At 56.5% G+C, this 25,874-nt stretch carries 23 protein-coding genes and 5 tRNA genes; 12 read left to right on the top strand and 16 right to left on the bottom strand.

Translation table 11 applies throughout. From position 1 onward, the window contains the following. Positions 1 to 82: 82 nt before the first annotated feature. From nrdH to leuA, 12 genes are all read left to right on the top strand, one after another. A complete protein-coding gene (gene nrdH, locus RVY89_RS01785; protein WP_008502570.1) occupies positions 83 to 322 on the top strand; it encodes a glutaredoxin-like protein NrdH in 240 nt (79 codons plus the stop codon). Then, positions 319 to 729 carry a class Ib ribonucleoside-diphosphate reductase assembly flavoprotein NrdI gene (nrdI, locus tag RVY89_RS01780; protein ID WP_032647987.1) on the top strand — a complete coding sequence of 137 codons (411 nt, stop codon included), beginning with the start codon at positions 319 to 321 and terminating at the stop codon, positions 727 to 729. The genes nrdH and nrdI overlap by 4 nt, the downstream gene beginning before the upstream one ends. Then, complete coding sequence (nrdE, locus tag RVY89_RS01775; RefSeq protein WP_484826729.1) at positions 702 to 2,846, top strand: class 1b ribonucleoside-diphosphate reductase subunit alpha; 2,145 nt, start codon at positions 702 to 704, stop codon at positions 2,844 to 2,846. Before nrdI ends, nrdE begins: the two co-directional genes overlap by 28 nt. A 9-nt stretch (positions 2,847 to 2,855) precedes the next feature. Beyond that, positions 2,856 to 3,815: a class 1b ribonucleoside-diphosphate reductase subunit beta gene (gene nrdF / locus RVY89_RS01770; protein WP_484826728.1), complete on the top strand. Its 960-nt coding sequence runs from the start codon at positions 2,856 to 2,858 to the stop codon at positions 3,813 to 3,815. A 331-nt stretch (positions 3,816 to 4,146) separates the two neighbouring features. After that, positions 4,147 to 5,349 carry a glycine betaine/L-proline ABC transporter ATP-binding protein ProV gene (gene proV, locus RVY89_RS01765; RefSeq protein ID WP_484826727.1) on the top strand — a complete coding sequence of 401 codons (1,203 nt, stop codon included), beginning with the start codon at positions 4,147 to 4,149 and terminating at the stop codon, positions 5,347 to 5,349. Next, positions 5,342 to 6,412: a glycine betaine/L-proline ABC transporter permease ProW gene (proW, locus tag RVY89_RS01760; RefSeq protein ID WP_484826726.1), complete on the top strand. Its 1,071-nt coding sequence runs from the start codon at positions 5,342 to 5,344 to the stop codon at positions 6,410 to 6,412. Before proV ends, proW begins: the two co-directional genes overlap by 8 nt. 9 nt (positions 6,413 to 6,421) lie before the next feature. Next, entirely contained in the window at positions 6,422 to 7,417 is a 996-nt protein-coding gene (gene proX, locus RVY89_RS01755; protein ID WP_032647997.1) for a glycine betaine/L-proline ABC transporter substrate-binding protein ProX, read from the top strand. A gap of 218 nt (positions 7,418 to 7,635) precedes the next feature. Further along, entirely contained in the window at positions 7,636 to 8,820 is a 1,185-nt protein-coding gene (locus tag RVY89_RS01750; RefSeq protein WP_484826725.1) for an MFS transporter, read from the top strand. A 313-nt stretch (positions 8,821 to 9,133) separates the two neighbouring features. Continuing rightward, positions 9,134 to 9,664 (top strand): transcriptional repressor MprA, encoded by a 531-nt coding sequence (gene mprA, locus RVY89_RS01745; protein WP_023333174.1) that lies wholly within the window; start codon positions 9,134 to 9,136, stop codon positions 9,662 to 9,664. A gap of 126 nt (positions 9,665 to 9,790) precedes the next feature. Beyond that, a complete protein-coding gene (emrA, locus tag RVY89_RS01740) occupies positions 9,791 to 10,963 on the top strand; it encodes a multidrug efflux MFS transporter periplasmic adaptor subunit EmrA (protein ID WP_045909303.1) in 1,173 nt (390 codons plus the stop codon). A gap of 16 nt (positions 10,964 to 10,979) precedes the next feature. After that, complete coding sequence (gene emrB, locus RVY89_RS01735) at positions 10,980 to 12,527, top strand: multidrug efflux MFS transporter permease subunit EmrB (RefSeq protein ID WP_371897968.1); 1,548 nt, start codon at positions 10,980 to 10,982, stop codon at positions 12,525 to 12,527. Positions 12,528 to 12,724: 197 nt separating this feature from the next. Next, positions 12,725 to 14,380 (top strand): 2-isopropylmalate synthase, encoded by a 1,656-nt coding sequence (gene leuA, locus RVY89_RS01730; protein WP_484826724.1) that lies wholly within the window; start codon positions 12,725 to 12,727, stop codon positions 14,378 to 14,380. Here the strand turns inward: leuA and RVY89_RS01725 are convergent. The 16 genes from RVY89_RS01725 to RVY89_RS01650 form a co-directional block, all read right to left on the bottom strand. Next, positions 14,367 to 15,131, bottom strand: a complete 765-nt coding sequence (locus RVY89_RS01725) for an AraC family transcriptional regulator (protein WP_484826723.1) — start codon at positions 15,129 to 15,131, stop codon at positions 14,367 to 14,369. The two genes, leuA and RVY89_RS01725, sit on opposite strands and share 14 nt — an antisense overlap. Positions 15,132 to 15,185: 54 nt before the next feature. Continuing rightward, positions 15,186 to 15,701 carry an S-ribosylhomocysteine lyase gene (gene luxS, locus RVY89_RS01720; protein ID WP_047646219.1) on the bottom strand — a complete coding sequence of 172 codons (516 nt, stop codon included), beginning with the start codon at positions 15,699 to 15,701 and terminating at the stop codon, positions 15,186 to 15,188. A 153-nt stretch (positions 15,702 to 15,854) separates the two neighbouring features. Next, a complete protein-coding gene (gene gshA, locus RVY89_RS01715) occupies positions 15,855 to 17,399 on the bottom strand; it encodes a glutamate--cysteine ligase (protein WP_484826722.1) in 1,545 nt (514 codons plus the stop codon). An 83-nt stretch (positions 17,400 to 17,482) separates the two neighbouring features. After that, positions 17,483 to 17,911, bottom strand: coding sequence for a YqaA family protein (locus RVY89_RS01710; protein ID WP_484826721.1), 429 nt, complete (start codon positions 17,909 to 17,911; stop codon positions 17,483 to 17,485). Beyond that, positions 17,908 to 18,474 carry a fructose-1-phosphate/6-phosphogluconate phosphatase gene (gene yqaB, locus RVY89_RS01705; protein ID WP_484826720.1) on the bottom strand — a complete coding sequence of 189 codons (567 nt, stop codon included), beginning with the start codon at positions 18,472 to 18,474 and terminating at the stop codon, positions 17,908 to 17,910. The genes RVY89_RS01710 and yqaB overlap by 4 nt, the downstream gene beginning before the upstream one ends. Positions 18,475 to 18,591: 117 nt before the next feature. After that, positions 18,592 to 18,668, bottom strand: a tRNA-Arg gene (locus tag RVY89_RS01700). Between the two features lie 28 nt (positions 18,669 to 18,696). After that, positions 18,697 to 18,773, bottom strand: a tRNA-Arg gene (locus RVY89_RS01695). A gap of 29 nt (positions 18,774 to 18,802) precedes the next feature. Then, a tRNA-Arg gene (locus RVY89_RS01690) sits at positions 18,803 to 18,879 on the bottom strand. Positions 18,880 to 18,943: 64 nt separating this feature from the next. Then, positions 18,944 to 19,020: transfer RNA gene (locus RVY89_RS01685), tRNA-Arg, on the bottom strand. A 4-nt stretch (positions 19,021 to 19,024) separates the two neighbouring features. Continuing rightward, positions 19,025 to 19,117, bottom strand: a tRNA-Ser gene (locus RVY89_RS01680). 342 nt (positions 19,118 to 19,459) lie between these two features. Further along, positions 19,460 to 19,645, bottom strand: coding sequence for a carbon storage regulator CsrA (gene csrA, locus RVY89_RS01675; protein ID WP_000906486.1), 186 nt, complete (start codon positions 19,643 to 19,645; stop codon positions 19,460 to 19,462). Between the two features lie 241 nt (positions 19,646 to 19,886). Then, entirely contained in the window at positions 19,887 to 22,514 is a 2,628-nt protein-coding gene (alaS, locus tag RVY89_RS01670; RefSeq protein ID WP_371897962.1) for an alanine--tRNA ligase, read from the bottom strand. A 131-nt stretch (positions 22,515 to 22,645) separates the two neighbouring features. Continuing rightward, complete coding sequence (recX, locus tag RVY89_RS01665) at positions 22,646 to 23,146, bottom strand: recombination regulator RecX (RefSeq protein ID WP_484826719.1); 501 nt, start codon at positions 23,144 to 23,146, stop codon at positions 22,646 to 22,648. A 68-nt stretch (positions 23,147 to 23,214) separates the two neighbouring features. Next, on the bottom strand, positions 23,215 to 24,273 hold the full coding sequence (gene recA, locus RVY89_RS01660) for a recombinase RecA (RefSeq protein WP_023308943.1): 1,059 nt from the start codon (positions 24,271 to 24,273) through the stop codon (positions 23,215 to 23,217). Between the two features lie 89 nt (positions 24,274 to 24,362). Further along, entirely contained in the window at positions 24,363 to 24,860 is a 498-nt protein-coding gene (gene pncC / locus RVY89_RS01655) for a nicotinamide-nucleotide amidase (RefSeq protein WP_484826718.1), read from the bottom strand. A gap of 129 nt (positions 24,861 to 24,989) precedes the next feature. After that, positions 24,990 to 25,868: a metal ABC transporter substrate-binding protein gene (locus tag RVY89_RS01650; protein WP_484826717.1), complete on the bottom strand. Its 879-nt coding sequence runs from the start codon at positions 25,866 to 25,868 to the stop codon at positions 24,990 to 24,992. Positions 25,869 to 25,874: the final 6 nt, after the last annotated feature.

Raw genomic sequence — 25,874 nt, 5'->3', positions numbered from 1 at the left:
TCTAGTATTCCTTTTAGCAAGACACACACAACCTGACGCGATGATTCGCGCCGCTCTCTCATTTTAAATGGAAATACGAATCATGAGCATTATTATTTACACTCGTAACGATTGTGTTCAGTGCCACGCGACCAAACGGGCGATGGAAAGCCGCGGCGTGGCGTTTGAGATGGTGAATATCGACCAGCAGCCCGAGGCCGCCGATACCCTTCGCGCGCAGGGTTTCCGTCAGCTTCCGGTGGTGGTGGCCGGGGAGACCAGCTGGTCTGGCTTCCGCCCGGACATGATCAACCGCATCGCCGCGCAGGCCGCCCGGGCATGAGTGGGCTGGTGTTCTTCTCCAGCAGCTCGGAAAACACGCTCCGCTTTATTGAGCGCGTCGGGCTGCCTGCGGTGCGCATTCCCCTTAACGAGCGGGAGCGGATCCGGGTAGAGGAACCTTACATTCTGGTGGTGCCCAGCTATGGCGGAGGCGGTACGGCGGGCGCTGTGCCTCGCCAGGTGATCCGCTTTCTGAACGATCCCCATAACCGGGAGCTGATCCGCGGCGTCATTGCGGCGGGGAATCGCAATTTCGGCGATGCCTTTGGCCGCGCCGGAGATGTCATCTCTCAAAAGTGCGGCGTGCCGTATCTCTATCGCTTTGAGCTGATGGGGACGCAGCAGGACGTCGAAAACGTGCGTAAAGGAGTGAACGAATTTTGGCAACGACAACCGCAGAACGGGTAATGCAGGCGACGCCGGATTACCACGCATTAAACGCCATGCTTAACCTCTATGACCGGGAGGGACGCATTCAGTTTAATAAAGACCGTGAGGCGGTGGACGCCTTTTTTGCCGCCCACGTGCGGCCCAACAGCGTGACTTTTGCAAGCCAGAATGAACGTCTCGACTATCTGGTTAACGAGGGCTACTACGACGCGCGCGTCCTCACCCGCTACGCACGCGCCTTCGTCGTGAAGCTGTTTGAACGCGCCCACGCCAGCGGCTTTCGTTTCCAGACGTTCCTTGGCGCGTGGAAATACTACACCAGCTATACCCTGAAGACCTTCGACGGTAAACGCTACTTAGAAAGCTTTGAAGATCGCGTGGTGATGGTCGCGCTGACCCTGGCGCAGGGCGATGAAGCGCTGGCGGAACAGCTCACCGACGAGATCCTCTCCGGACGCTTCCAGCCCGCCACGCCAACCTTCCTCAACTGCGGCAAGACCCAGCGCGGTGAGCTGGTCTCCTGCTTCCTGCTGCGCATCGAAGACAATATGGAGTCGATTGGCCGCGCGGTGAACTCGGCGCTGCAGCTTTCCAAACGCGGCGGCGGCGTGGCGTTTCTGCTCTCTAACCTGCGTGAAGCGGGCGCGCCGATCAAGCGCATCGAAAACCAGTCCTCCGGCGTGATCCCGGTGATGAAGATGCTGGAAGATGCGTTCTCCTATGCCAACCAGCTTGGTGCGCGCCAGGGCGCGGGCGCGGTTTACCTGCACGCGCACCATCCGGACATTCTGCGTTTTCTCGATACCAAACGCGAAAACGCCGACGAAAAAATCCGTATCAAAACCCTGTCGCTGGGGGTGGTGATCCCGGATATCACCTTTAAGCTCGCCAAAGAGAATGCCGAGATGGCGCTCTTCTCGCCGTATGACGTTGAGCGAATTTACGGCAAGGCCTTTGGCGACGTGGCCATCAGCGAGCTCTACGACGAACTGGTGGCCGACGATCGCATTCGCAAAAAAACCATCAACGCCCGCGATTTCTTCCAGACGCTTGCCGAAATTCAGTTTGAGTCCGGGTATCCGTACATCATGTACGAAGATACGGTGAACCGCGCGAACCCGATTGCCGGGCGCATCAACATGAGCAACCTGTGCTCGGAGATTTTGCAGGTCAACGGCGCGTCAGCCTACGACGAGAACCTGGATTACGCGGACATCGGGAAGGATATTTCCTGCAACCTCGGCTCGCTGAATATTGCCCACACCATGGATTCCCCCGACTTTGGCCGTACGGTGGAGACCGCCATTCGCGGGCTGACTGCGGTGTCGGACATGAGCCACATCCGCAGCGTGCCGTCTATTGAAGCGGGCAACGCCGCGTCGCACGCCATCGGGTTGGGGCAGATGAACCTCCACGGCTATCTGGCGCGGGAAGGCATCGCCTACGGCAGTCCGGAAGGTCTGGATTTCACCAACCTCTATTTCTACACGATTACCTGGCACGCGCTGCACACCTCGATGATGCTGGCGCGCGAGCGCAACCAGCGGTTCGCGGGCTTTGAGCAGTCCCGCTACGCCAGCGGGGAATATTTCAGCCCGTACCTGGAAGGCGACTGGCAGCCGAAAACCGAAAAAGTGCGCGAACTGTTTGCCCGCGCCGGGATCGTGTTGCCGACGCGCGAGATGTGGCTGCAATTGCGTGATGACGTGATGCGCTACGGCATCTACAACCAGAACCTGCAGGCCGTGCCGCCAACCGGATCGATTTCCTACATCAACCACGCCACGTCGAGCATTCACCCGATCGTGTCGAAAATTGAGATTCGTAAGGAAGGCAAAACCGGACGCGTTTACTACCCTGCCCCGTTTATGACCAATGAGAACCTGGCGCTGTATCAGGACGCGTATGAGATCGGCCCGGAAAAAATCATCGATACCTACGCGGAGGCGACAAAACACGTGGATCAGGGACTCTCGCTGACGCTGTTCTTCCCGGATACCGCCACCACGCGGGACATCAACAGAGCGCAGATCTACGCCTGGAAGAAAGGTATCAAGACGCTCTACTACATTCGCCTGCGCCAGCTTGCGCTGGAAGGCACCGAAATCGAAGGCTGCGTGTCCTGCGCGCTGTAAGGAGAAAGGATGAAACTGTCACGCGTGAGTGCCGTTAACTGGAACAAAATCCAGGACGACAAAGACCTGGAGGTGTGGAACCGCCTGACCAGCAACTTCTGGCTACCGGAAAAGGTCCCGCTCTCCAACGATATTCCGGCCTGGCAAACGCTCGGTCACGCCGAACAGCAGCTGACGATCCGCGTCTTTACCGGCCTGACGCTGCTGGACACCATTCAGAATACCGTCGGCGCACCGGCGCTGATGAGCGACGCGCTGACGCCGCACGAAGAGGCGGTGATGTCGAACATCAGCTTTATGGAGGCGGTACATGCCCGCTCCTACAGCTCAATTTTCTCCACCCTGTGCCAGACCAAAGACGTGGACGCAGCCTACGCCTGGAGCGAGGAGAGCGAGTCATTACAGAGAAAGGCGGAGCTGGTTCTGGAATATTACCGCGCCGACGAGCCGCTGAAGAAGAAGATCGCCAGCGTGTTCCTGGAATCGTTCCTCTTCTATTCTGGCTTCTGGCTGCCCATGTACTGGTCGAGCCGGGGCAAGCTCACCAACACCGCCGATTTGATTCGGCTCATCATTCGTGATGAAGCGGTGCACGGGTATTACATCGGCTATAAATATCAGAAAGGGCTGGAGAAAGTCAGCGAGGCAAAGCGCGAGGAGCTTAAAGGCTTTGCGCTCGATTTACTGATGGATCTGTACGACAACGAGCTGAGCTATACCGAGGAACTCTACGCCGGCACCGGCTGGGAGGAAGACGTGAAGGCCTTCCTCTGCTACAACGCCAACAAGGCGCTGATGAACCTGGGTTACGAGGCGCTTTTCCCGCCTGAGATGGCGGAGGTGAACCCGGCGATTCTGGCCGCGCTGTCGCCCAATGCCGACGAAAACCACGATTTCTTCTCGGGATCGGGCTCATCGTACGTGATGGGCAAAGCGGTAGAAACCGAGGATGAAGACTGGGATTTTTAATGAACGCTAACGTTCGTTAATTTAATATAAACCCAACAATTCCCACTCTAATATTTACAAAACAACTACACTGTAATTTCCACGTCATATTCGCCTGAATCATTCCAGTTCAGGCGAAATTTCCCGATGCAGCAGCAAAAAATTGAGAAAAATTCAGATCACGCTCAGCCCTTTACTCATGGGAAATTCAGCCGTTTCGCTTACCTGAAAATTCATGCCATAAGCAAACCTAGGGTTGTCTCAGATTCTCAGTATGTTAGGGTTATGCCCGTTAACAATTTACCATGGTAATCATATCGGCATAAACAAATAACAGGACATTCTCTATTGCATGGCAATTAAATTAGAAGTGAAAAATCTTTATAAAGTATTTGGCGAGCATCCGCAGCGCGCATTCAAATATATTGAGAAAGGCCTTACGAAAGAGCAAATTCTGGAAAAAACCGGGCTATCGCTTGGCGTTAAAGACGCCAGTCTGGCCATTGAAGAAGGCGAGATTTTTGTCATCATGGGATTATCCGGTTCGGGTAAATCCACTATGGTTCGCCTTCTCAATCGCCTGATTGAACCCACCCGCGGACAGGTGCTGATTGACGGCGTGGATATCGCCAGAATATCAGACGCCGAGCTTCGCGAGGTGCGCAGAAAGAAGATCGCAATGGTGTTCCAGTCATTCGCGCTGATGCCCCACATGACGGTGCTGGATAATACCGCTTTCGGCATGGAATTAGCCGGCACGCCGGCTCAGGAACGTCAGGAAAAAGCCCTGGATGCACTGCGTCAGGTTGGGCTGGAAAATTATGCGCATGCGTACCCGGATGAACTTTCCGGCGGTATGCGTCAGCGCGTAGGATTAGCCCGCGCATTAGCCATTAATCCAGACATATTATTAATGGACGAAGCCTTCTCCGCCCTCGATCCGTTAATTCGTACCGAGATGCAGGACGAGCTGGTAAAATTACAGGCTAAACATCAGCGAACTATTGTGTTTATTTCCCACGATCTGGATGAAGCCATGCGTATTGGCGACCGTATTGCCATTATGCAAAACGGTGAAGTGGTGCAGGTCGGCACGCCGGATGAAATTCTCAATAATCCGGCGAACGATTATGTCCGCACCTTCTTCCGCGGCGTGGATATTAGCCAGGTCTTTAGCGCCAAAGATATTGCCCGCCGAACGCCAAACGGCATTATCCGTAAAACCCCAGGCTTCGGCCCGCGCTCGGCGCTGAAGCTGCTGCAGGACGAAGACCGTGAATACGGTTATCTGGTTGAACGCGGTAATAAATTTGTTGGCGTTGTCTCCATCGACTCCCTGAAAACGGCTCTCACTGAAAACCAGGGAATCGATGCGGCGTTAATTGACGCTCCGCTTGCCGTGGACGCCGAAACGCCGCTCAGCGAGTTGCTCTCTCACGTGGGCCAGGCGCCGTGCGCCGTACCGGTCGTGGGTGAGGAACAACAGTACGTCGGCATCATATCAAAACGGATGCTGCTGCAGGCTTTAGATCGCGAGGGGACAAATAATGGCTGATCAATCAAACCCGTGGGGCACCACTGAAGCAGCGGACAACGCTGCGCAATCCGCCGACGCGTGGGGTTCCACGCCAGCTCCTGCCGACGGCGGCGGCGCGGCAGACTGGCTGAACAGCGCACCCGCGCCTGCGCCAGAGCACTTCAATATTATGGATCCGTTCCATAAAACACTGATCCCGCTGGACAGCTGGGTCACGGAGGGGATCGACTGGGTGGTCACGCACTTCCGTCCGGTCTTCCAGGGGATCCGCGTCCCGGTGGATTACATCCTGAACGGCTTCCAGCAGCTGATGCTGGGCATGCCGGCACCGGTGGCGATTATCCTGTTCTCCCTGATCGCCTGGCAGTTTGGCAGCGCCGGAATGGGTATCGCCACGCTGGTTTCGCTGATTGCCATCGGCGCGATTGGGGCCTGGTCGCAGGCGATGATCACCCTGGCGCTGGTGCTGACCGCCCTGCTCTTCTGCATCGTCATCGGCCTGCCGATGGGGATCTGGCTGGCGCGCAGCCCGCGGGCTGCGAAGATTATCCGTCCGCTGCTGGATGCAATGCAGACCACCCCGGCGTTCGTCTATCTGGTGCCGATTGTGATGCTGTTCGGCATCGGCAACGTGCCGGGCGTGGTGGTTACCATTATCTTTGCCCTGCCGCCGATTATTCGTCTGACCATTCTCGGGATCAACCAGGTGCCTGCGGACCTGATCGAAGCGTCACGCTCGTTCGGTGCCAGCCCGCGCCAGATGCTGTTTAAGGTTCAGCTCCCGCTGGCGATGCCGACCATCATGGCGGGCGTAAACCAGACGCTGATGCTGGCCCTGTCGATGGTGGTGATTGCCTCGATGATCGCCGTTGGCGGTCTGGGCCAGATGGTGCTGCGCGGCATTGGCCGTCTCGATATGGGGCTGGCCACCGTCGGCGGCGTCGGAATTGTGATCCTCGCCATTATTCTTGACCGCCTGACCCAGGCCGTCGGTCGTGATTCACGCAGTCGCGGCAACCGTCGCTGGTATTCCACCGGCCCTGTCGGGTTACTCACCCGCCCTTTCACGAAATCAAAATAAGGACCAACGATGCGACATAACGTACTTTTTGCCACAGCGTTTGCCACCCTTGTCTCCACCAGCACGTTCGCGGCTGACCTGCCGGGCAAAGGCATTACCGTGCAGCCGGTGCAGAGCACCATTTCGGAAGAGAGCTTCCAGACCCTGATCGTCAGCCGCGCGCTGGAGAAGCTCGGCTACACGGTTAACACGCCGAGCGAAGTGGATTACAACGTGGGCTACACTTCGATTGCCTCGGGTGACGCCACCTTTACCGCCGTCAACTGGCAGCCGCTGCACGACGATATGTATGCCGCCGCCGGTGGCGACAAGAAATTCTATCGCGAAGGGACTTTCGTGACGGGCGCGGCGCAGGGTTATCTGATCGACAAGAAAACCGCCGATAAGTATCACATCACCAATATTGAACAGCTGAAAGACCCGAAGATCGCCAAACTGTTCGACACCAACGGTGACGGCAAGGCCGATATGATGGGCTGCTCGCCGGGCTGGGGCTGTGAAGCGGTGATTAACCACCAGAATAAAGCTTTCGATCTGGCGAAAACGGTCGACGTGAGCCACGGCAACTATTCAGCGATGATGGCCGACACCATTGCCCGCTTCAAAGAGGGTAAACCGGTGATCTACTACACCTGGACGCCGTACTGGGTGAGCGACGTGCTGAAGCCGGGTAAAGACGTGGTGTGGCTGCAGGTGCCGTTCTCCTCCCTGCCGGGCGAGCAGAAAGATATCGACACCAAACTGCCGAACGGCATGAACTACGGCTTCCCGGTTAACACCATGCATATCGTGGCGAACAAAGCCTGGGCAGAGAAAAACCCGGCGGCGGCGAAGCTGTTCTCGGTGATGAAGCTGCCGCTGGCGGACATCAACGCCCAGAACGCGATGATGCACGCGGGCAAATCCTCCGAAGCAGATGTGAAAGGCCACGTGGACGGCTGGATCAAAGCCCACCAGCAGCAGTTTGACGGCTGGGTGAAAGAGGCGCTTGCGGCGCAGAAGTAAAAACAAAACCTTACTCCTCACCCTAACCCTCTCCCCAAAGGGGAGAGGGGACTTTATACACCCTCTCCCCTTTGGGGAGAGGGTCGGGGTGAGGGGGCACCAGACCGCCCCCAACCTAAACCGCACAATCCATCACCCAACTATCCCCCAACTTTCACAATCATTCGCTATTATGGTTTCCGGAAAAATAATCACTCAACTAACGATTCCCGAAACTAATGACAAAAACAACTCAAGGGCTTAGCCCCGCACTCATCCTTTTAATGTCCGTGGCAACGGGTCTGGCCGTCGCCAGCAACTATTACGCGCAACCTCTTCTCGACACCATCGCCCGCGCGTTTGACCTTTCCGCCAGTTCAGCAGGCTTTATTGTTACCGCTGCACAGCTGGGCTATGCCGCCGGGCTGCTGTTCCTGGTGCCGCTCGGCGATATGTTTGAACGCCGAATGCTGATTGTCTCCATGACCCTGCTGGCCGCCGGTGGAATGCTGATCACCGCCAGCAGCCAGTCGCTGACGATGATGATCGTCGGTACCGCGCTAACGGGGCTGTTCTCCGTGGTGGCGCAAATCCTGGTTCCGCTCGCCGCGACCCTCGCCTCCCCGGAAAAACGCGGCAAGGTGGTGGGTACCATCATGAGCGGCCTGCTGCTGGGGATTTTGCTGGCGCGTACCGTTGCAGGACTGCTGGCCAGCCTCGGCGGCTGGCGCACCGTATACTGGGTGGCGAGCGTGCTGATGGTCATCATGGCTCTGGCGCTGTGGCGTGGGCTGCCAAAAGTGAAGCAGGACAATCACCTGAACTACCCTCAGCTGTTGGCCTCCGTGTTCAGCTTGTTCACCCAGGATAAGCTTCTGCGCACCCGCGCCCTGCTGGGCTGCTTCACCTTCGCCAACTTCAGCATCCTGTGGACGTCGATGGCGTTTCTGCTGGCCGCGCCGCCGTTCAATTATTCGGAAGGGGTGATTGGCCTGTTCGGCCTGGCCGGTGCCGCAGGCGCACTGGGCGCGCGTCCCGCAGGCGGGCTGGCCGATAAGGGCAAATCCCACCTGACCACCTCCGCAGGGCTGGTTTTACTTCTGCTCTCCTGGGCGGCGATCTGGTACGGACACATCTCGGTGCTGGCGCTGATCGTCGGTATCCTGGTACTCGATCTCACCGTACAGGGCGTTCACATCACCAATCAGACCGTCATCTATCGCGTGAAGCCTGAGGCGCGTAACCGCCTGACGGCCGGATACATGACCAGCTACTTCATTGGCGGCGCTGCGGGTTCGCTAATTTCAGCGTCGGCGTGGCAGCATGCGGGCTGGTCTGGGGTATGTGCGATAGGGGCCATCGTCGCCACCCTTAACCTGCTAGTATGGTGGCGCGGCTACCATCGTCAGGATGCAATTCACTAAGTTTTACATTGCGTTGGCCTCTTAGGGTGTTAAGAGGCCTTTCACTCTGTTAATGTAAACGTAATCATTTATCCCAGAAATTTTAATGTGGGTGACATATTTACGATCGGCATGAATAGTTCAGACCCCCGTCCTCACATCCTCTCTTCAGCGGGTTCACACCCTACGCTTTCTGTGCTCACCGGGTCACGGACTTACCCGGCGCTTTCTGATGGTGACATAATTTTGGCGGATATAACCGCACAAATAATTCATTTACATTATTTGTCACTATCGTTACTATATCGGCTGTAATTAATGAGGTTATGCCCAAATGGATAGTTCGTTTACGCCCATTGAACAAATGCTTAAATTCCGCGCCAGTCGCCATGAGGACTTCCCGTACCAGGAAATCCTGCTGACCCGCCTGTGTATGCACATGCAGGGTAAGCTACTGGAAAACCGTAATAAAATGCTGAAAGCTCAAGGGATTAACGAGACGTTGTTTATGGCGTTGATTACGCTGGAGTCTCAGGAAAATCACAGCATTCAGCCTTCCGAACTGAGCTGCGCGCTGGGCTCCTCCCGTACCAATGCGACGCGTATTGCCGATGAACTCGAAAAGCGTGGCTGGATTGAGCGCCGTGAAAGCGACAACGATCGCCGCTGCCTGCATCTGCAACTGACCGATAAAGGTCACCAGTTCCTGCGCGAGGTGCTGCCACCTCAGCACAATTGCCTGCACAAACTCTGGTCTGTCCTCAGCACCGCCGAGCGCGACCAGCTTGAGCACATCACTCGCAAGCTGCTCACCCGTCTGGACCAGATGGATGAAGACGGTGCCGTTCTTGAGGCGCTGCGCTAACGCGACGACACGCTCACCATTCCAGATTCATAAGAAAACCGACAGGCCAGCACGTCACACTGCTGGCCTTTCTGACAACAGGTCGGCTCAGCCGATGTGAAAATAAGAAGATCGTGGAGAACTACAATGAGCGCAAATGCGGAGAGCACTACCCCGCAGCAACCGGCCAACAAGAAAGGCAAACGTAAGAGCGCCCTTCTTCTGTTGACCTTGCTCTTTATCATTATTGCCGTGGCATATGGGATCTATTGGTTTTTAGTACTGCGTCATGCCGAAGAGACTGACGACGCGTACGTGGCAGGGAACCAGGTACAAATTATGGCGCAGGTGTCGGGCAGCGTGACGAAAGTCTGGGCTGACAATACCGACTTTGTGCAAAAAGGCGATGTGTTGGTGACCCTCGATCCAACCGACGCTCAGCAGGCGTTTGAAAAAGCACAGACCGCGCTCGCCTCGAGCGTCCGTCAGACCCGCCAGCTGATGATCAACAGCAAACAGCTGCAGGCCAACATCGACGTGCAGAAAACCGCACTCGCACAGGCGCAGAGCGACCTGAACCGCCGCGTACCGCTCGGCACGGCTAACCTGATTGGCCGTGAAGAGCTGCAGCACGCCCGCGACGCCGTCGCCAGCGCTCAGGCACAGCTGGATGTGGCCATTCAACAGTACAACGCCAACCAGGCGATGGTGCTGGGCACCAGCCTGGAAAACCAGCCCGCCGTTCAGCAGGCGGCGACCGAAGTGCGTAACGCGTGGCTTGCCCTGCAGCGTACTAAAATCGTCAGCCCGATGACCGGCTATGTCTCCCGTCGTTCCGTCCAGCCAGGGGCGCAGATTAGCCCAACCACGCCGCTGATGGCGGTCGTGCCGGCAGACAATCTTTGGGTCGACGCCAACTTTAAAGAGACGCAGCTTGCCCATATGCGTATCGGCCAGACCGCGACGGTTGTCAGCGACATCTACGGCGATGACGTGAAGTACACCGGTAAAGTGGTCGGCCTGGATATGGGGACCGGCAGCGCCTTCTCCCTGCTGCCTGCGCAGAACGCCACCGGTAACTGGATCAAAGTGGTTCAGCGTCTGCCCGTGCGTATTGAGCTGGATGCTAAACAGCTGGCGGATCACCCGCTGCGTATCGGCCTCTCTACGCTGGTGACGGTTGACACCGCCAACCGCGACGGTCAGATCCTGGCAAGCCAGGTGCGTAGCAGCCCGGCTTATGAAAGTAACGCCCGTGAAATTAGCCTCGATCCGGTCAACAAGCTGATCGATGACATCGTGAAGGCAAACGCCGGTTAATCCGAAGGTGAGCGTTATGCAACAGCAAAAGCCGCAAAAACCGCTGGAAGGGGCGCAGCTGGTCATTATGACCATCGCGCTCTCTCTTGCGACATTCATGCAGGTGCTGGACTCCACCATCGCAAACGTGGCGATCCCGACCATCGCCGGTAACCTTGGCTCGTCGCTGAGCCAGGGGACCTGGGTCATTACCTCGTTTGGGGTGGCAAACGCCATCTCCATTCCGATTACCGGCTGGCTGGCAAAGCGCGTCGGTGAGGTGAAGCTGTTCCTCTGGTCGACGGTATTGTTCGTTCTTGCCTCCTGGGCGTGCGGCATGTCCAGCAGCCTGACGATGCTGATCTTCTTCCGCGTTATTCAGGGGATTGTCGCCGGGCCGTTGATTCCGCTGTCGCAGAGTTTACTGCTGAACAACTACCCGCCCGCCAAGCGCTCGATTGCGCTGGCGCTGTGGTCAATGACCGTGATTGTCGCCCCGATTTGCGGACCGATTCTCGGTGGCTACATCAGCGACAACTATCACTGGGGCTGGATCTTCTTCATCAACGTACCGATTGGCGCCGTCGTGGTAATGATGACGCTCCAGTCGCTGCGCGGCAGAGAAACCCGGACGGAACAGCGGCGTATCGACGCCATTGGTCTGGCATTGCTGGTTGTCGGCATCGGTAGCCTGCAGGTCATGCTCGACCAGGGCAAAGAGCTGGACTGGTTCAACTCCCGGGAGATCATCATCCTGACGATTGTCGCGGTGGTGTCGCTGAGCTTCCTGATTGTCTGGGAGCTGACGGACGATAACCCGATAGTCGACCTGTCGCTGTTTAAGTCGCGAAACTTCACCATAGGCTGTCTGTGTATCAGTCTCGCCTACATGCTCTACTTCGGCGCGATTGTACTGCTGCCGCAGCTGTTGCAGGAGGTATACGGCTACACCGCAACCTGGGCAGGTTTAGCCTCGGCGCCGGTTGGATTGATTCCGGTTCTGCTGTCGCCGATTATTGGCCGCTTTGCCCACAAGCTCGACATGCGCAGGCTGGTGACGTTCAGCTTTATTATGTACGCCGTGTGCTTCTACTGGCGCGCGTATACGTTCGAACCGGGAATGGACTTTGGCGCGTCCGCGTGGCCGCAGTTTATTCAGGGCTTTGCCGTGGCGTGTTTCTTTATGCCACTGACCACCATCACGCTTTCCGGTTTACCGCCTGAGCGCATGGCGGCGGCATCTAGCCTGTCGAACTTTACGCGAACGCTGGCGGGCTCGATTGGTACGTCGATCACTACCACCCTGTGGACTAACCGTGAATCGATGCACCATGCCCAGCTGACCGAAGCGGTGAACCCGTTCAACCCGAACTCCCGGGAGATGTACAACCAGCTTCAGGGAATGGGTATGACGGAGCAGCAGGCGTCAGGGTGGATTGCCCAGCAGATCACCAACCAGGGGCTGATTATCTCGGCCAACGAGATTTTCTGGGTATCGGCGGGGATCTTTATCATCCTGCTGGGGCTGGTGTGGTTTGCTAAACCACCGTTTGGCGCCGGTAGCGGCGGCGGTGGCGCGCACTAGTCCTGCGCGCGGGTTGCCGGGTGGCGGTTACGCCTTGCCCGGCCTACGATAACCGGGCACTTCCGTAGGCCCGGTAAGCGCAGCGCTACCGGGCAACCATTGCCACCGTGTCCAGAACGCGACAGCCATTGTCAGTTCCGATAAAGCAGCGCGCCTGAAATCGTTTCACGATAGTGAAAAGACAACAGGAGCGCATCATGCTGAACACACCCGCCGATAAGTACCAACCCTACCCAACCCTTTCCCTGTCAGACCGCCTCTGGCCGGAGCAACGCATCACCCGCGCGCCGCGCTGGCTTTCCACCGACTTACGCGACGGCAACCAGGCCCTTGCCGAGCCGATGGACAGCGCGCGCAAGCAGCAGTTCTGGGAACTGCTGCTGAGCTGCGGGTTTAAAGAGATCGAGGTTGCCTTTCCTTCCGCCTCGCAGACGGATTTCAACTTCGTTCGCCAGCTGATTGAAGAGAACCGCATCCCGGATGACGTGACGATTCAGGTGCTGACCCAGGCGCGGGAAGACCTCATTCATCGTACTTTCGAATCCCTGCGCGGCGCGAAACGGGCCACCGTCCATCTGTACAACGCCACCGCCCCGCTGTTCCGCCGTCTGGTGTTCGGCATGGAGAAAGCGCAGGTCGTCGAACTGGCGACGCGCTCCACGCGGCTTATTCGTCAGCTGTGTGAAGAGAACCCGGACACCCGCTGGCAGTATGAATACTCCCCGGAGACCTTCTGCTTTACCGAGCCGGAATTTGCGCTGGAGATTTGTGAAGCCGTAGCGGAGATCTGGCAGCCGTGCGACGAACGCCCGATGGTGATCAACCTACCGGCCACCGTCGAAGTGAGCACGCCGAACGTCTATGCCGACCAGATCGAGTTTTTCTGTCGCCACTTCAGCCGCCGCCGCGATGTCTGCATCAGCGTGCATCCGCATAACGACCGCGGTACCGGCGTCGCCTGCGCGGAGCTGGCCGTAATGGCGGGGGCTGACCGCGTGGAGGGCTGTCTGTTTGGTAACGGGGAGCGCACGGGCAACGTCTGCCTGGTGACGCTGGCAATGAACCTCTACAGCCAGGGAGTTAGCCCGAATCTGGACTTTAGCGATATGAACCGGGTGGTGGAAGTGGTGGAAACCTGCAATCAGCTGCCGGTCCACCCGCGCCATCCGTGGGCGGGCCGTCTGGCCTATACCGCCTTCTCCGGCTCGCACCAGGACGCGATCAAAAAAGGTTTTGATGCCCGCAGGCCAGGCGATCGCTGGGAGATGCCTTACCTTCCCGTCGATCCCCAGGATATCGGCTGTACCTACGAAGCGGTGATCCGCGTGAACAGCCAGTCAGGGAAAAGCGGCAGCGCGTGGCTGATCGAACAGAATCATGGGCTGAAACTGCCCCGCGCCCTGCAGCAGGATTTCAGCCAGCACGTGCAGCAGGAAACCGATCGTCACGGAAAAGAGATGACGCAAAACGCGCTGTGGCAGCTGTTCCGCACCCGCTACGGCCTGGTGGCAACGCCGCACTATGCGCTGCAATCCTACCGCAGCGATAGCCAGCAGGACGGCCAGCTGCGTTTGACGGCCAGCGTCGCCACACAGGGAGGAACGCGCCAGCTGGAAGGTCAGGGTAACGGCCTGCTTTCCGCCGCCGCTCAGGGCTTAAGCCGCTGGGTCAACGATCCGTTCGTGATTAAGGATTATCACGAGCATACGTTAGGCGAACGCAGCGACAGCCGCTCGGTGGCCTACATCCGCTGTCTGTTCCAGGACGGCAGCAGCCGCTGGGGCGTGGGCATTGACAGCGACGTGGCGCGCGCGTCGCTTCAGGCGCTGTTTAACGCCGTCAGTCGTTCTTAAAGTAATCGCTGGGGGAGACGCCCATCACCCGACGGAACATCGCCGTAAAGGCGCTGTGGCTGCCGTATCCCAGATCCAGCGCCACGCGCAATACCGGCTGGCCCTGCGCCAGCCGCACTAAGGCTTCCAGCAGGCGCGCCCTTCTCAGCCACTCTCCGTAGCTTAATCCCGTCTGCTGTTGAAAATGGCGGTTCAGCGTGCGCTCGCTCATGTTCATCATGCTCGCGGCCTGCGCGCTGCTCCAGCTTTCCCCCGGATTTTGCCGGATATGCAGACACAGGCGACGTAGCGCCTCACTTTCCGGCTCCGGCAGGTGAAACGGCAGCACCGGCATAATGCGGATTTCATCGAGAATGAGCTCATAGACGCGTTCATCCCGGCTTCCGGGTGAGTACGATTCAGGTAAAGCAAGGGAGATGAGGATCAGCTCGCGCAGCAGCGGCGAGATCTGAACGATCTGGCAGGTGGCCGGGAGATCGGCCCGCGCCAGCGGATCGATAAACAGCGTTCGCGCCGCCACGTTGCCGGTAATGCGCAGGGAATGCTGCGTGCCCGCCGGCAGCCAGACGCCGCGACCGGGAGGAACAACCCAACAGCCCGATGCGGTATCTACCCGTACCACGCCGCTCAGGGTGTGCAGCAGCTGCGCGCAGTCGTGCTTGTGCCAGGGTTCGCTGTCACCATGAACGTAATCATGGGCAAACGGAACGAGGGGACGGTGGGTAAAGGAGAAGGTTAAGGTTGTGGTCATGGGATTAAACCACCCTCACCCTACCCTCTCCCTGAGGGAGAGGGAAAAGGTGCACTAGATGTGCAGTTCCTGCAGTTTTTCTTTCGGCAGGGCCAGCTCTTCATTGCTGTTCACGCGAACATCACGCTCGATGATGTGACGCGCAATTTCCTGCGCTTCTTCCAGAGAGTGCATCTGGTAGGTACCGCACTGGTAAACGTTTAGCTCAGGGATCTGGTTCTGCTCTTTCACCTTCAGCACGTCTTCCATCGCCGCTTTCCACGCATCTGCGACGCGCTTCTCATCAGGCACGCCAATCAGGCTCATGTAGAAACCGGTACGGCAGCCCATAGGAGAGATATCGATGATCTCCACGCCGTTGCCGTTCAGGTGGTCACGCATAAAGCCAGCAAACAGGTGCTCCAGCGTATGAATGCCTTTCTCGGGCATCACTTCTTTGTTTGGCACGCAGAAACGCAGATCGAAGACGGTGATCGTGTCGCCGTGCGGGGTGTGCATGGTCTTCGCCACGCGGACTGCAGGTGCTTCCATACGGGTATGGTCGACAGTAAAGCTATCTAATAACGGCATACGTCACCTCCGATAGTGATTTTTTTTAAAATAAACTGAACTCTTCTACAGAATGCACGTCTGAGTATATGAAAGACGCGCATTTGTTATCATCATCCCTGAATTCAGAGATGTATATTTTGGCCACAGCGATGTGGCCTTTTTCTTTTCTGCTTAAGCCTGTTTCGCCAGAAACGCCTCAAACGACTCGGTATCCGCCGCTTCAACCTCTTTCTGACGCACAACGGACGCATCGCGTTCCGCTACAAAATCCGCTTCGCTCAGCACCTCTAACGGCTCCTGCATCAGCATCTCACGGTACTCCGATGAGAGTGAACGCCCCGTGCCGCCAATGCCCTGATCAATCATAGAACGCAGAATGCGTGCTGAGAACGTCAGTTCCGGGTTATCAAAGCACGCCACCAGCTGGTCGCAGATCTGTTGATACGCATCTCCGCCGTCGATGCTGTCCATCGTCCTGGCAACACGCTTCAGATCGCGGAACAGATCTTTGCCGACTTTGGTCAGCGGGAACTGTGCCGTTTCGCAGCCGATACCCAGCGTCAGACCCGGCTTACGCCCTTCCAGAATCACGCGGTTCCAGTTTGTACGGGTACAGAGCAGTTCGTCTGAACTCATTTCCGGCGCATCCGCCAGCACGCACCAGACCATAAACAGATCCAGGAAGCGAATCTGCTGTTCATCAACGCCAATCGGTGAGAACGGGTTGATATCCAGCGAGCGCACTTCAATGTATTCAATCCCGCCGCGCTGCAGCGCATCCGACGGGGTTTCGCCGCTGCGCGTCACGCGCTTAGGACGAATAGGCGCATACAGCTCGTTTTCAATCTGCAGCACATTGCTGTTGATTTGCAGGCGCTTGCCGTCTTTTTCGAGGCCGATTTTCTCGTACTCTTCCGACGGGGTTTTGATCGCCCGCTTCAATCCTGCCACATATTCGTGCAATTCGTTAAACGTAATACCGAGATTGCTTTGCGATTTATTGGTATAGCCGAGATCGCTCAGGCGCAGAGAGGTAGCGTACGGGAGATAGTACATTCCGCATTCGGTCTTCTCGAACGGCAGCGTGGTCGGTTTCCCCTGCAGGAACGAAGAACAGATCGCCGGGGAGGCACCAAACAGATACGGGATCACCCAGCCGAAACGGTAATAGTTGCGAATCAGGCGGAAGTAGCCTGCTGAGATGGCATCTTTATCCGTTTCACCGCATTTCGCTTCCCAGAAAGCCATCGGCAACGAGAAGTTGTAGTGCACGCCAGAGATGGTCTGCATCAACGCGCCGTAGCGGTTTTTCAGCCCCTCACGGTAGAGCGTTTTCAGCCGACCGATATTTGACGTGCCGTACTGTGCCAGCTCAATTTCCTGGCCCTGCTCGATATAGCACGGCATGCTGAGGGGCCACATGCGCTCGTCGCCCATGTTGCGCGCGGTGTAGCGATGGATATCGCGCATGATCGTCAGCATATGATCAATATCACCCTCTACTGGGGTGATGAACTCCAGCAGCGCTTCAGCGAAATCGGTTGTGATCCATTTATGTGTCAGCGCCGAGCCTAACGCCTTCGGGTGACCCGTCGTCGCTAAACTGCCGTCCGCGTTAACGCGCAGCGTTTCACGCTCAAGACCACGCTGAATACCCTTCAATGCCTGAGGGTGGTTTTCCAGCCAGGCCAGCGCCTGAGATACGTCCGGGATCAAATTGACCTCCCGCCTGTCAAAGTAATGTTACTCAGCATAATTGTAATGGTTGACGATTGAAGGTCGCGTATTCATTCCACCAATTAGTGCCACCACGTCATACCCTGTAGTGTTGCCCACGCCACGAGAACATAGCGCAACGCCTTGCCAAGGCACAAAAAAAAGAGCACCGGTCCCCAGGGGATGCGCATCCATCCCGCCAGCAGACACAGTAAATCGCCTATTACAGGCATCCAGCTTAATAACAGCGTGGCAGCGCCATAGCGTTTTAGCCAGCCGACTGCCTTTTCCTGCCAGCGTGATTTTTCACGCAGCGGAAAGAAACGCCCAAGAATAACGTTAGTCAGCCCTCCAAGGCTATTACCCATTGTTGCTATTACTACAAGCAGCCAGGGCTGACTCACGCCGGACAACAGCATCGCCACCAGCACCACTTCCGAATTGCCCGGTAACAGCGTGGCGCTTAAGAAACTGCTGGCGAATAATGAGGCAAGTGACAGCAAGTCACTCACAGTAAGCGCACATCCACCGCATCCATTCCGGCATCACGCGCGGCCTGGATACCGAAATCGGCATCTTCAAACACGACACATTTTGCCGCCGGGACGCCCATTAATTCTGCGCAAAGCAGGAAGGTGTCCGGTGCGGGCTTGTGATGTTTAACATGATCGGCGGCAACCACGGCAGAGAAATAGTGGCGCAGGCCAAGATGGTTGAGTAATGCCTCTGCAATCGCGCTTTCGCTGCCCGTCCCCACCGACATCGGGCGACGCCCGTGCCACTCTTTTACCACATCAACCAGCGGCAGAGGGCGTACGGTATCTAAAAGCATGGCTTTTACCGCATCGGTTTTTTCGCGCGCGAGCAGGTGCGGGTCGAGATCGGCCTGATTCAGTTCAATCACGGCCTGTGCAATACGCCAGGTGGGGGATCCGTTGAGGGCAATCATCGCCTGAAGGTCGAAACGCATACCGTAGCGGCCCAGGACGTCAGTCCAGGCTTGACGATGCGTGGGTTCGGTATCCAGAAGAGTGCCGTCCATATCGAAGATCAAACCGTCATACTGTGCGTACATCGTGCTCTCGCTAACCGATTAACAAAGCATTACTTTATCGTAAATGGTGGTTTTTGTCGCTGACAGAGAGTGTGATTGCTGACGGAACGTCGAAGGAATAAACAGAGAAGGAGAAGATGGTGCATCCGGGAGGATTCGAACCTCCGACCGCTCGGTTCGTAGCCGAGTACTCTATCCAGCTGAGCTACGGATGCATCGGGAAATGCTTTTAGAAACAGTAAATGGTGCATCCGGGAGGATTCGAACCTCCGACCGCTCGGTTCGTAGCCGAGTACTCTATCCAGCTGAGCTACGGATGCATCAGGGTACTGCTTTCAGAAATAGTAAATGGTGCATCCGGGAGGATTCGAACCTCCGACCGCTCGGTTCGTAGCCGAGTACTCTATCCAGCTGAGCTACGGATGCATCGGGATTTACTACTGTACTGCTCGATATTCATATCACTTCTAAAGCAATATGAAGTAATAGATGGTGCATCCGGGAGGATTCGAACCTCCGACCGCTCGGTTCGTAGCCGAGTACTCTATCCAGCTGAGCTACGGATGCAAAATGGCGGTGAGGCGGGGATTCGAACCCCGGATGCAGCTTTTGACCGCATACTCCCTTAGCAGGGGAGCGCCTTCAGCCTCTCGGCCACCTCACCACACAACGCCTCTTTCGAGTGCTTCGAGTTACTCGTTAAGAGCTTCTCGTCGCTGCGTGGCGCATATATTACTTTCTGGGACTTATAAGTCAAACAATTTTCCAAAAGCTTTTATCGTTTGCACAAATCACACGCAATTCGCATGTAAAAGCCGCAAAGAGGGTGTTTTATAAGCGGATTTTGCAGGCATCTTCAAAGAAAACCTTTGCAGAAATGGCGGCGTAAGGGCGAGTTTACGGTAACAGAGTGGTTAAAAAGAGAGCGGTTGAAATTAAACGGTAACGTTGAGCAGGAAAAATGACAGGAGGGTTGCGTCTCGCCCGACAGCGAGACGCGACAATATCAGTAACTGGACTGCTGGGATTTTTCAGCCTGGATACGCTGGTAGATCTCTTCACGGTGGACAGAAACTTCTTTAGGAGCGTTAACACCAATACGTACCTGGTTACCCTTTACCCCTAAAACTGTCACGGTGACCTCATCCCCAATCATGAGGGTCTCACCAACTCGACGAGTCAGAATCAGCATTCTTTGCTCCTTGAAAGATTAAAAGAGTCGGGTCTCTTGTATCCCGGCATTATCCATCATATAACGCCAAAAAGTAAGCGATGACAAACACGTAAAGTGTAAGCAGTCACGGCATCACATTCTGTTAAACGTAAGTTTAGCCGATATACACAAACTCAACCTGACTTTATCGTTATCGATAGCACAGTGAACAAGACGCCATAACGTTACCGCTATGGCGTCTGCTTGTGCTTTGTAGTTATTACAGTTTCGCGCTTACCCAGCTTTCAACGCTGGCTAATGCCGCGGGAAGTGCCGCCGCATCCGTACCACCGGCTTGCGCCATGTCCGGACGACCGCCACCCTTGCCGCCCACCTGCTGAGCGACCATACCAATCAGTTCCCCTGCTTTTACGCGGTCGGTCACATCCTTAGAGACGCCCGCAATCAGAGAAACCTTACCTTCTGCCACTGTCGCCAGCACGATAACGGTAGAACCAAGCTGGTTCTTGAGATCGTCGACCATAGTACGCAGCATCTTAGGCTCAACGCCCGCCAGATCGCTGACCAGCAGTTTGACGCCCTTAATGTCTACAGCCTTGCTGGAGAGGTTTGCACTCTCCTGCGCCGCAGCCTGCTCTTTAAGCTGCTGCAGCTCTTTTTCCAGCTGACGCGTGCGATCCAGCGCAACGCGCACTTTCTCACCCAGGTTCTGGCTATCGCCTTTCAGCAGCTGCGCGATGTCATGCAGCTGATCGCTCTGCGCATGCAGGCTGGCAATCGCACCTTCACCGGTCACCGCTTCAATACGACGCACGCCTGCCGCCGTACCTGATTCGGAAACAATGCGGAACAGGCCGATATCGCCGGTGCGCGAGGCGTGCGTACCGCCGCACAGTTCGGTAGAGAAGTCGCCCATGCTCAGCACGCGAACGCGGTCGTCATATTTCTCGCCAAACAGCGCCATCGCACCTTTCTTCTTCGCGTCCTCGAGATCCATGATATGGGTCTCGATTGGCAGGTTACGACGGATCTGCGCGTTCACCAGATCTTCTACCGCACGGATTTCAGAAGGCTTCATCGCTTCAAAATGCGAGAAGTCGAAACGCAGCACTTTGTCGTTAACCAGAGAACCTTTCTGTGCAACGTGGGTACCGAGTACGTCGCGCAGGGCAGCGTGCATCAGGTGGGTTGCCGAGTGGTTCAGACGAATGCGCGCGCGGCGAGCTTCATCCACGTTAGCCTGGACGCCCTCGCCCACTTTCAGAGAACCGGAAACCAGTTTGCCCTGGTGGCCAATTGCCTGACCGTATTTTTGGGTGTCGGTCACGCTGAAGCTAAAGCCATTGCCTTTCAGCTCGCCTTTATCGCCAACCTGACCGCCGGATTCGGCGTAGAACGGCGTTTTGTCCAGAATGACAACCGCATCCTGACCCGCGCTGATGCTGTCCACGGCTTTACCGTCAACAAACAGAGCGGTCACTTTGCCGGTCAGTTCCAGTGCTTCATAGCCTTTGAATTCAGACGCGCTGTCAACGCGGATCATCGCGTTGTAGTCTGCACCGAAACCGCTGGACTCACGCGCACGACGGCGCTGCTCTTCCATCGCGGCTTCGAAGCCCGCTTCGTCAACTTTGATGTTGCGCTCGCGGCAAACGTCCGCCGTCAGGTCAACCGGGAAGCCGTAGGTGTCGTACAGACGGAAAGCGGTTTCGCCATCCAGGGTGTCGCCCTTAAGCTTAGCCAGCTCTTCGTCCAGCAGCGCCAGACCGCGCTCCAGCGTACGAGCAAACTGCTCTTCTTCGGTTTTCAGAACCTGCTCTACCTGCGCCTGCTGGCGTTTCAGCTCATCACCGGCAGAACCCATCACGCCAATCAGTGGCCCAACGAGTTTATAGAAGAAGGTGTCCTTCGCGCCCAGCATGTTGCCATGACGGATAGCACGACGAATGATACGACGCAGCACGTAGCCACGGTTTTCATTCGACGGGATAACGCCGTCGGCAATCAGGAACGCACAGGAACGAATGTGGTCCGCGATAACGCGCAGCGATTTGTTGTTCAGATCGGTCGCACCGGTCACTTCGGCAACGGCTTTGATCAGGGTGCTGAACAGGTCAATCTCGTAGTTGGAGTTAACGTGCTGCAGAACCGCAGCAATACGCTCCAGCCCCATACCGGTATCGACGGAAGGCTTTGGCAGCGGCTCCATCGTTCCGTCGGCCTGACGGTTGAACTGCATGAAGACGATGTTCCAGATCTCAATGTAGCGATCGCCGTCTTCTTCCGGGCTGCCTGGAGGGCCGCCCCAGATGTGGTCGCCGTGATCGTAGAAGATCTCGGTGCACGGACCGCAAGGACCGGTGTCACCCATTTGCCAGAAGTTGTCGGACGCGTAAGGCGCGCCTTTGTTATCGCCGATGCGAATAATACGCTCGCGCGGGATCCCGACTTCTTTTTCCCAGATTTCGTAGGCTTCGTCATCGGTTTCATAGACGGTAACCCACAGACGCTCTTTCGGCAGGTTGAACCAGTTTTCACCGGTCAGCAGTTCCCACGCATATTGAATGGCATCGTGTTTGAAGTAGTCGCCGAAGCTGAAGTTACCCAGCATTTCGAAGAAGGTGTGGTGACGCGCGGTGTAACCGACGTTTTCCAGGTCGTTGTGTTTACCGCCCGCACGCACGCAACGCTGTGAGGTTGTGGCGCGGGAATAATTACGCTTGTCGAGACCAAGGAACACATCCTTGAACTGGTTCATCCCGGCGTTGGTAAACAGCAGAGTCGGATCGTTGTTCGGTACCAGGGAGCTGCTGGCAACAACCTGGTGTCCCTTACTATGGAAAAAATCGAGAAACGCCTGACGGATCTCAGCGGTGCTCTTGCTCATAATTATCCTGAAATCAAGCTAACGAAATGTCGTAGCCAGCCTGTGTCGGTAAACCGTTGGACGGACCAGCTACTGGAAAAAGTGGGAATAAGATAAGTTTTCTTTGGTGGGAAGTAAAATCCCGCATGCGTTCAATCGGCAAAATTACGCCAGATATCCTGAATATCTTCCATCAGGAAGCCGCGGTAGAGCAAAAAGCGCTGGATTTTGACTTTTTCTGAAAATTCACGCGGCAGCGGTTCGCCGTATTTACGAATGGCCTGATCTTTTGCCAGCTCGCACCAGTCAATGTCGCATTCGCGCATCGCTTTTTCGATGATCTCCCGGGCCACCCCTTTCTGGTTCAGCTCCTGCCGGATGCGAGCGGGCCCATACCCTTTACGGCCGCGGCTGGCGAGAAATCGTGAGGCAAAACGCTCGTCATCAAGGTAACGATGCTCATAGCACCAGGCGATCACGCGGTCATAATCTTCCGCGGTGGCATCAATCTCTTCCGGGCCGTTTTTACTCATCACCGGTGCCGACAGCTTCCGCCGCAGCTCCTGTTCACTGTGGTCACGAACGGCCAGGATGCGAACCGCGCGGTCCAGTAGGCGTGCATACGCGGGTCGACGTGTTGTCGGTTCACTCATAAAAAACCTGCTGATTCAGAAATGCAAAAAGGGCCGCATCAGCAGCCCTTCATTTTTAAACGAAAGAATTAAAAGTCTTCGTTAGTTTCTTCAGCATCCGCGGCATCCACCACGAAATCAGGTTTGGAGTCCTGGTTGTTCAGCAGAAGCTCACGCACTTTCTTCTCAATCTCTTTCGCTGCAGCCGGGTTCTCTTTCAGCCAGGAGATCGCGTTCGCTTTACCCTGACCAATCTTGTCACCGTTGTAGCTGTACCAGGCGCCCGCTTTTTCAATCAGCTTCTCTTTCACGCCCAGGTCAACCAGCTCGCCGAGGAAGTTGATCCCTTCGCCGTAGAGGATCTGGAACTCAGCCTGTTTGAACGGCGCGGCGATTTTGTTCTTCACAACCTTCACGCGGGTTTCGCTACCGACGACGTTCTCACCCTCTTTCACCGCGCCGATACGGCGGATATCCAGACGGACAGAGGCGTAGAATTTCAGTGCGTTACCACCGGTAGTGGTTTCCGGGTTACCGAACATCACGCCAATTTTCATACGGATCTGGTTGATGAAGATCAGCAGCGTGTTGGACTGCTTCAGGTTACCCGCCAGCTTACGCATCGCCTGGCTCATCATACGTGCCGCGAGGCCCATGTGAGAGTCGCCGATTTCACCTTCGATTTCGGCTTTTGGCGTCAGTGCGGCAACGGAGTCGACCACGATAACGTCAACGGCACCAGAACGCGCCAGCGCGTCACAAATTTCCAGCGCCTGCTCACCGGTGTCCGGCTGAGAACACAGCAGGTTGTCGATATCGACGCCCAGCTTACGGGCATACACAGGGTCCAGCGCGTGCTCGGCATCGATAAACGCACAGGTTTTACCTTCGCGCTGTGCTGCGGCAATGACCTGCAGCGTCAGGGTGGTTTTACCGGAGGACTCTGGCCCGTAGATCTCTACGATACGGCCCATAGGCAGACCGCCAGCGCCCAGCGCGATATCCAGAGAAAGCGAACCGGTGGAGATGGTTTCCACATCCATGGAACGGTCTTCACCCAGGCGCATGATGGAGCCTTTACCGAATTGCTTTTCGATCTGGCCCAGTGCTGCCGCCAACGCTTTCTGTTTGTTTTCGTCGATAGCCATTATTACTCCTGTCATGCCGGGAGAAGCGACTGTGCTTCACCGTGGATTTCTGTTCTGTTGGTGCAATTATACTGTATGGTCATACAGTATCAAGTGTTTTGTAGAAATTGTTGCCAGAGCGTTTTTAACGCATAAACGGTTGCCTGACGACGCACGCTTTCGCGATCGCCGCTGAAGCACTCCCGGCGGGTGATCCCTTCGCCTTTCGCGGTGGCAAAACCAAACCAGACGGTGCCGACAGGCTTCACGTCGCTGCCGCCATCCGGCCCCGCGATGCCGCTTATGGAAATGGCGAAATCTGCGCGCGCCTCTTTGAGCGCGCCAATGGCCATCTCGATCACCACCGGTTCGCTGACCGCGCCATGCTGTTCAAGCGTGGATTCGCGCACGCCAATCATCTGTACTTTAGCTTCGTTACTGTAGGTCACAAAACCGCGTTCAAACCAGGCGGAACTGCCGGCAATATCGGTAATCGCTTTCGCCACCCAGCCGCCGGTACAGGATTCCGCAGTGGTGATTGTCGCGCCACGCTGCTTCAGCGCAAGGCCAACGATCTCGCTAAGCTGCATCAATTCATGGTCAGTCATTCTCGCTCCAGGCATCAGAAAAACGTGCTGCACAAGATAGCACTTTCTCGTCAGATGTGGGGATGCACTTCAGGTTTTACGAGGGGGCTTCAGAAAAAAGCCGGTACGGACGCACCGGCGATGGAAAGGTTATTTCATGCTGTCAGCGAGAGTGTTCACATTGTGGCGAAACGCCTTAACGTAGGTGTCTGCTACCCCGCCTTTTGCCGACAGCGCTTCGGGGTAAAGCTCGCCCCCCGGCTGTGCGCCCGTCGCCGACGCAATCTGTTTAACCAGACGCGGATCGAGCTGATTTTCCATAAACCAGGTTTTCACGCCGTCGGTTTTGATCTGATTGATAATTTCACCGACCTGCGCCGCGCTGGCCTCGCTCTCAGACGACAGCCCCTGTGGCGCCATAAACGTCACGCCGTAGGCGCGGCTGAAATAGCCGAACGCGTCATGGCTGGTCAGCACTTTACGCTTCGCCGACGGGATCTGGCTAAAGCGCGTTTTGGCCCAGTCATCCAGCTGGCTAAGCTGTGCGATATACGTTTTGCCAGAGGCTTCCAGCGCGGCTTTGTCATCCGGATCGGCTTTCACCAGCCCGTTCAGAATATTTTGTGCATACAGCGCCCCGTTCGCCGCGCTGTTCCACGCGTGCGGATCGGTCACGGTCTTTCCATCTTCCTCAAGCGTGTGGGTTTTCACCCCGGTTGAGGCGACGACCAGTTGCCCTTTGAACCCGGAGGCTTTCACCAGCCGATCGAGCCAGCCCTCCAGCCCCAGGCCGTTCACCACCACCACATCGGCCTTGCTCAGCGCCGCGCTGTCTTTCGGCGACGGTTCGAAGGTATGCGGATCGCCGTCCGGCCCCACCAGCGTCGTCACCTTCACATGGTCACCGCCCACCTCCTGGGTGATATCCCCCAGTATCGAAAAGCTGGTGACCACATTCAACGTTTTCGCCATCACGCCGTGCGACATCATCCCCAGCGCGAGCGCCACTACTAATCCTGTACGTTTCATCGTTTC

Source organism: Enterobacter sp. 3U4, assembly GCF_057224565.1.
The sequence above is the reverse complement of the archived record's forward strand: the minus strand, read 5'-3'. Positions and strand labels throughout refer to the sequence as shown.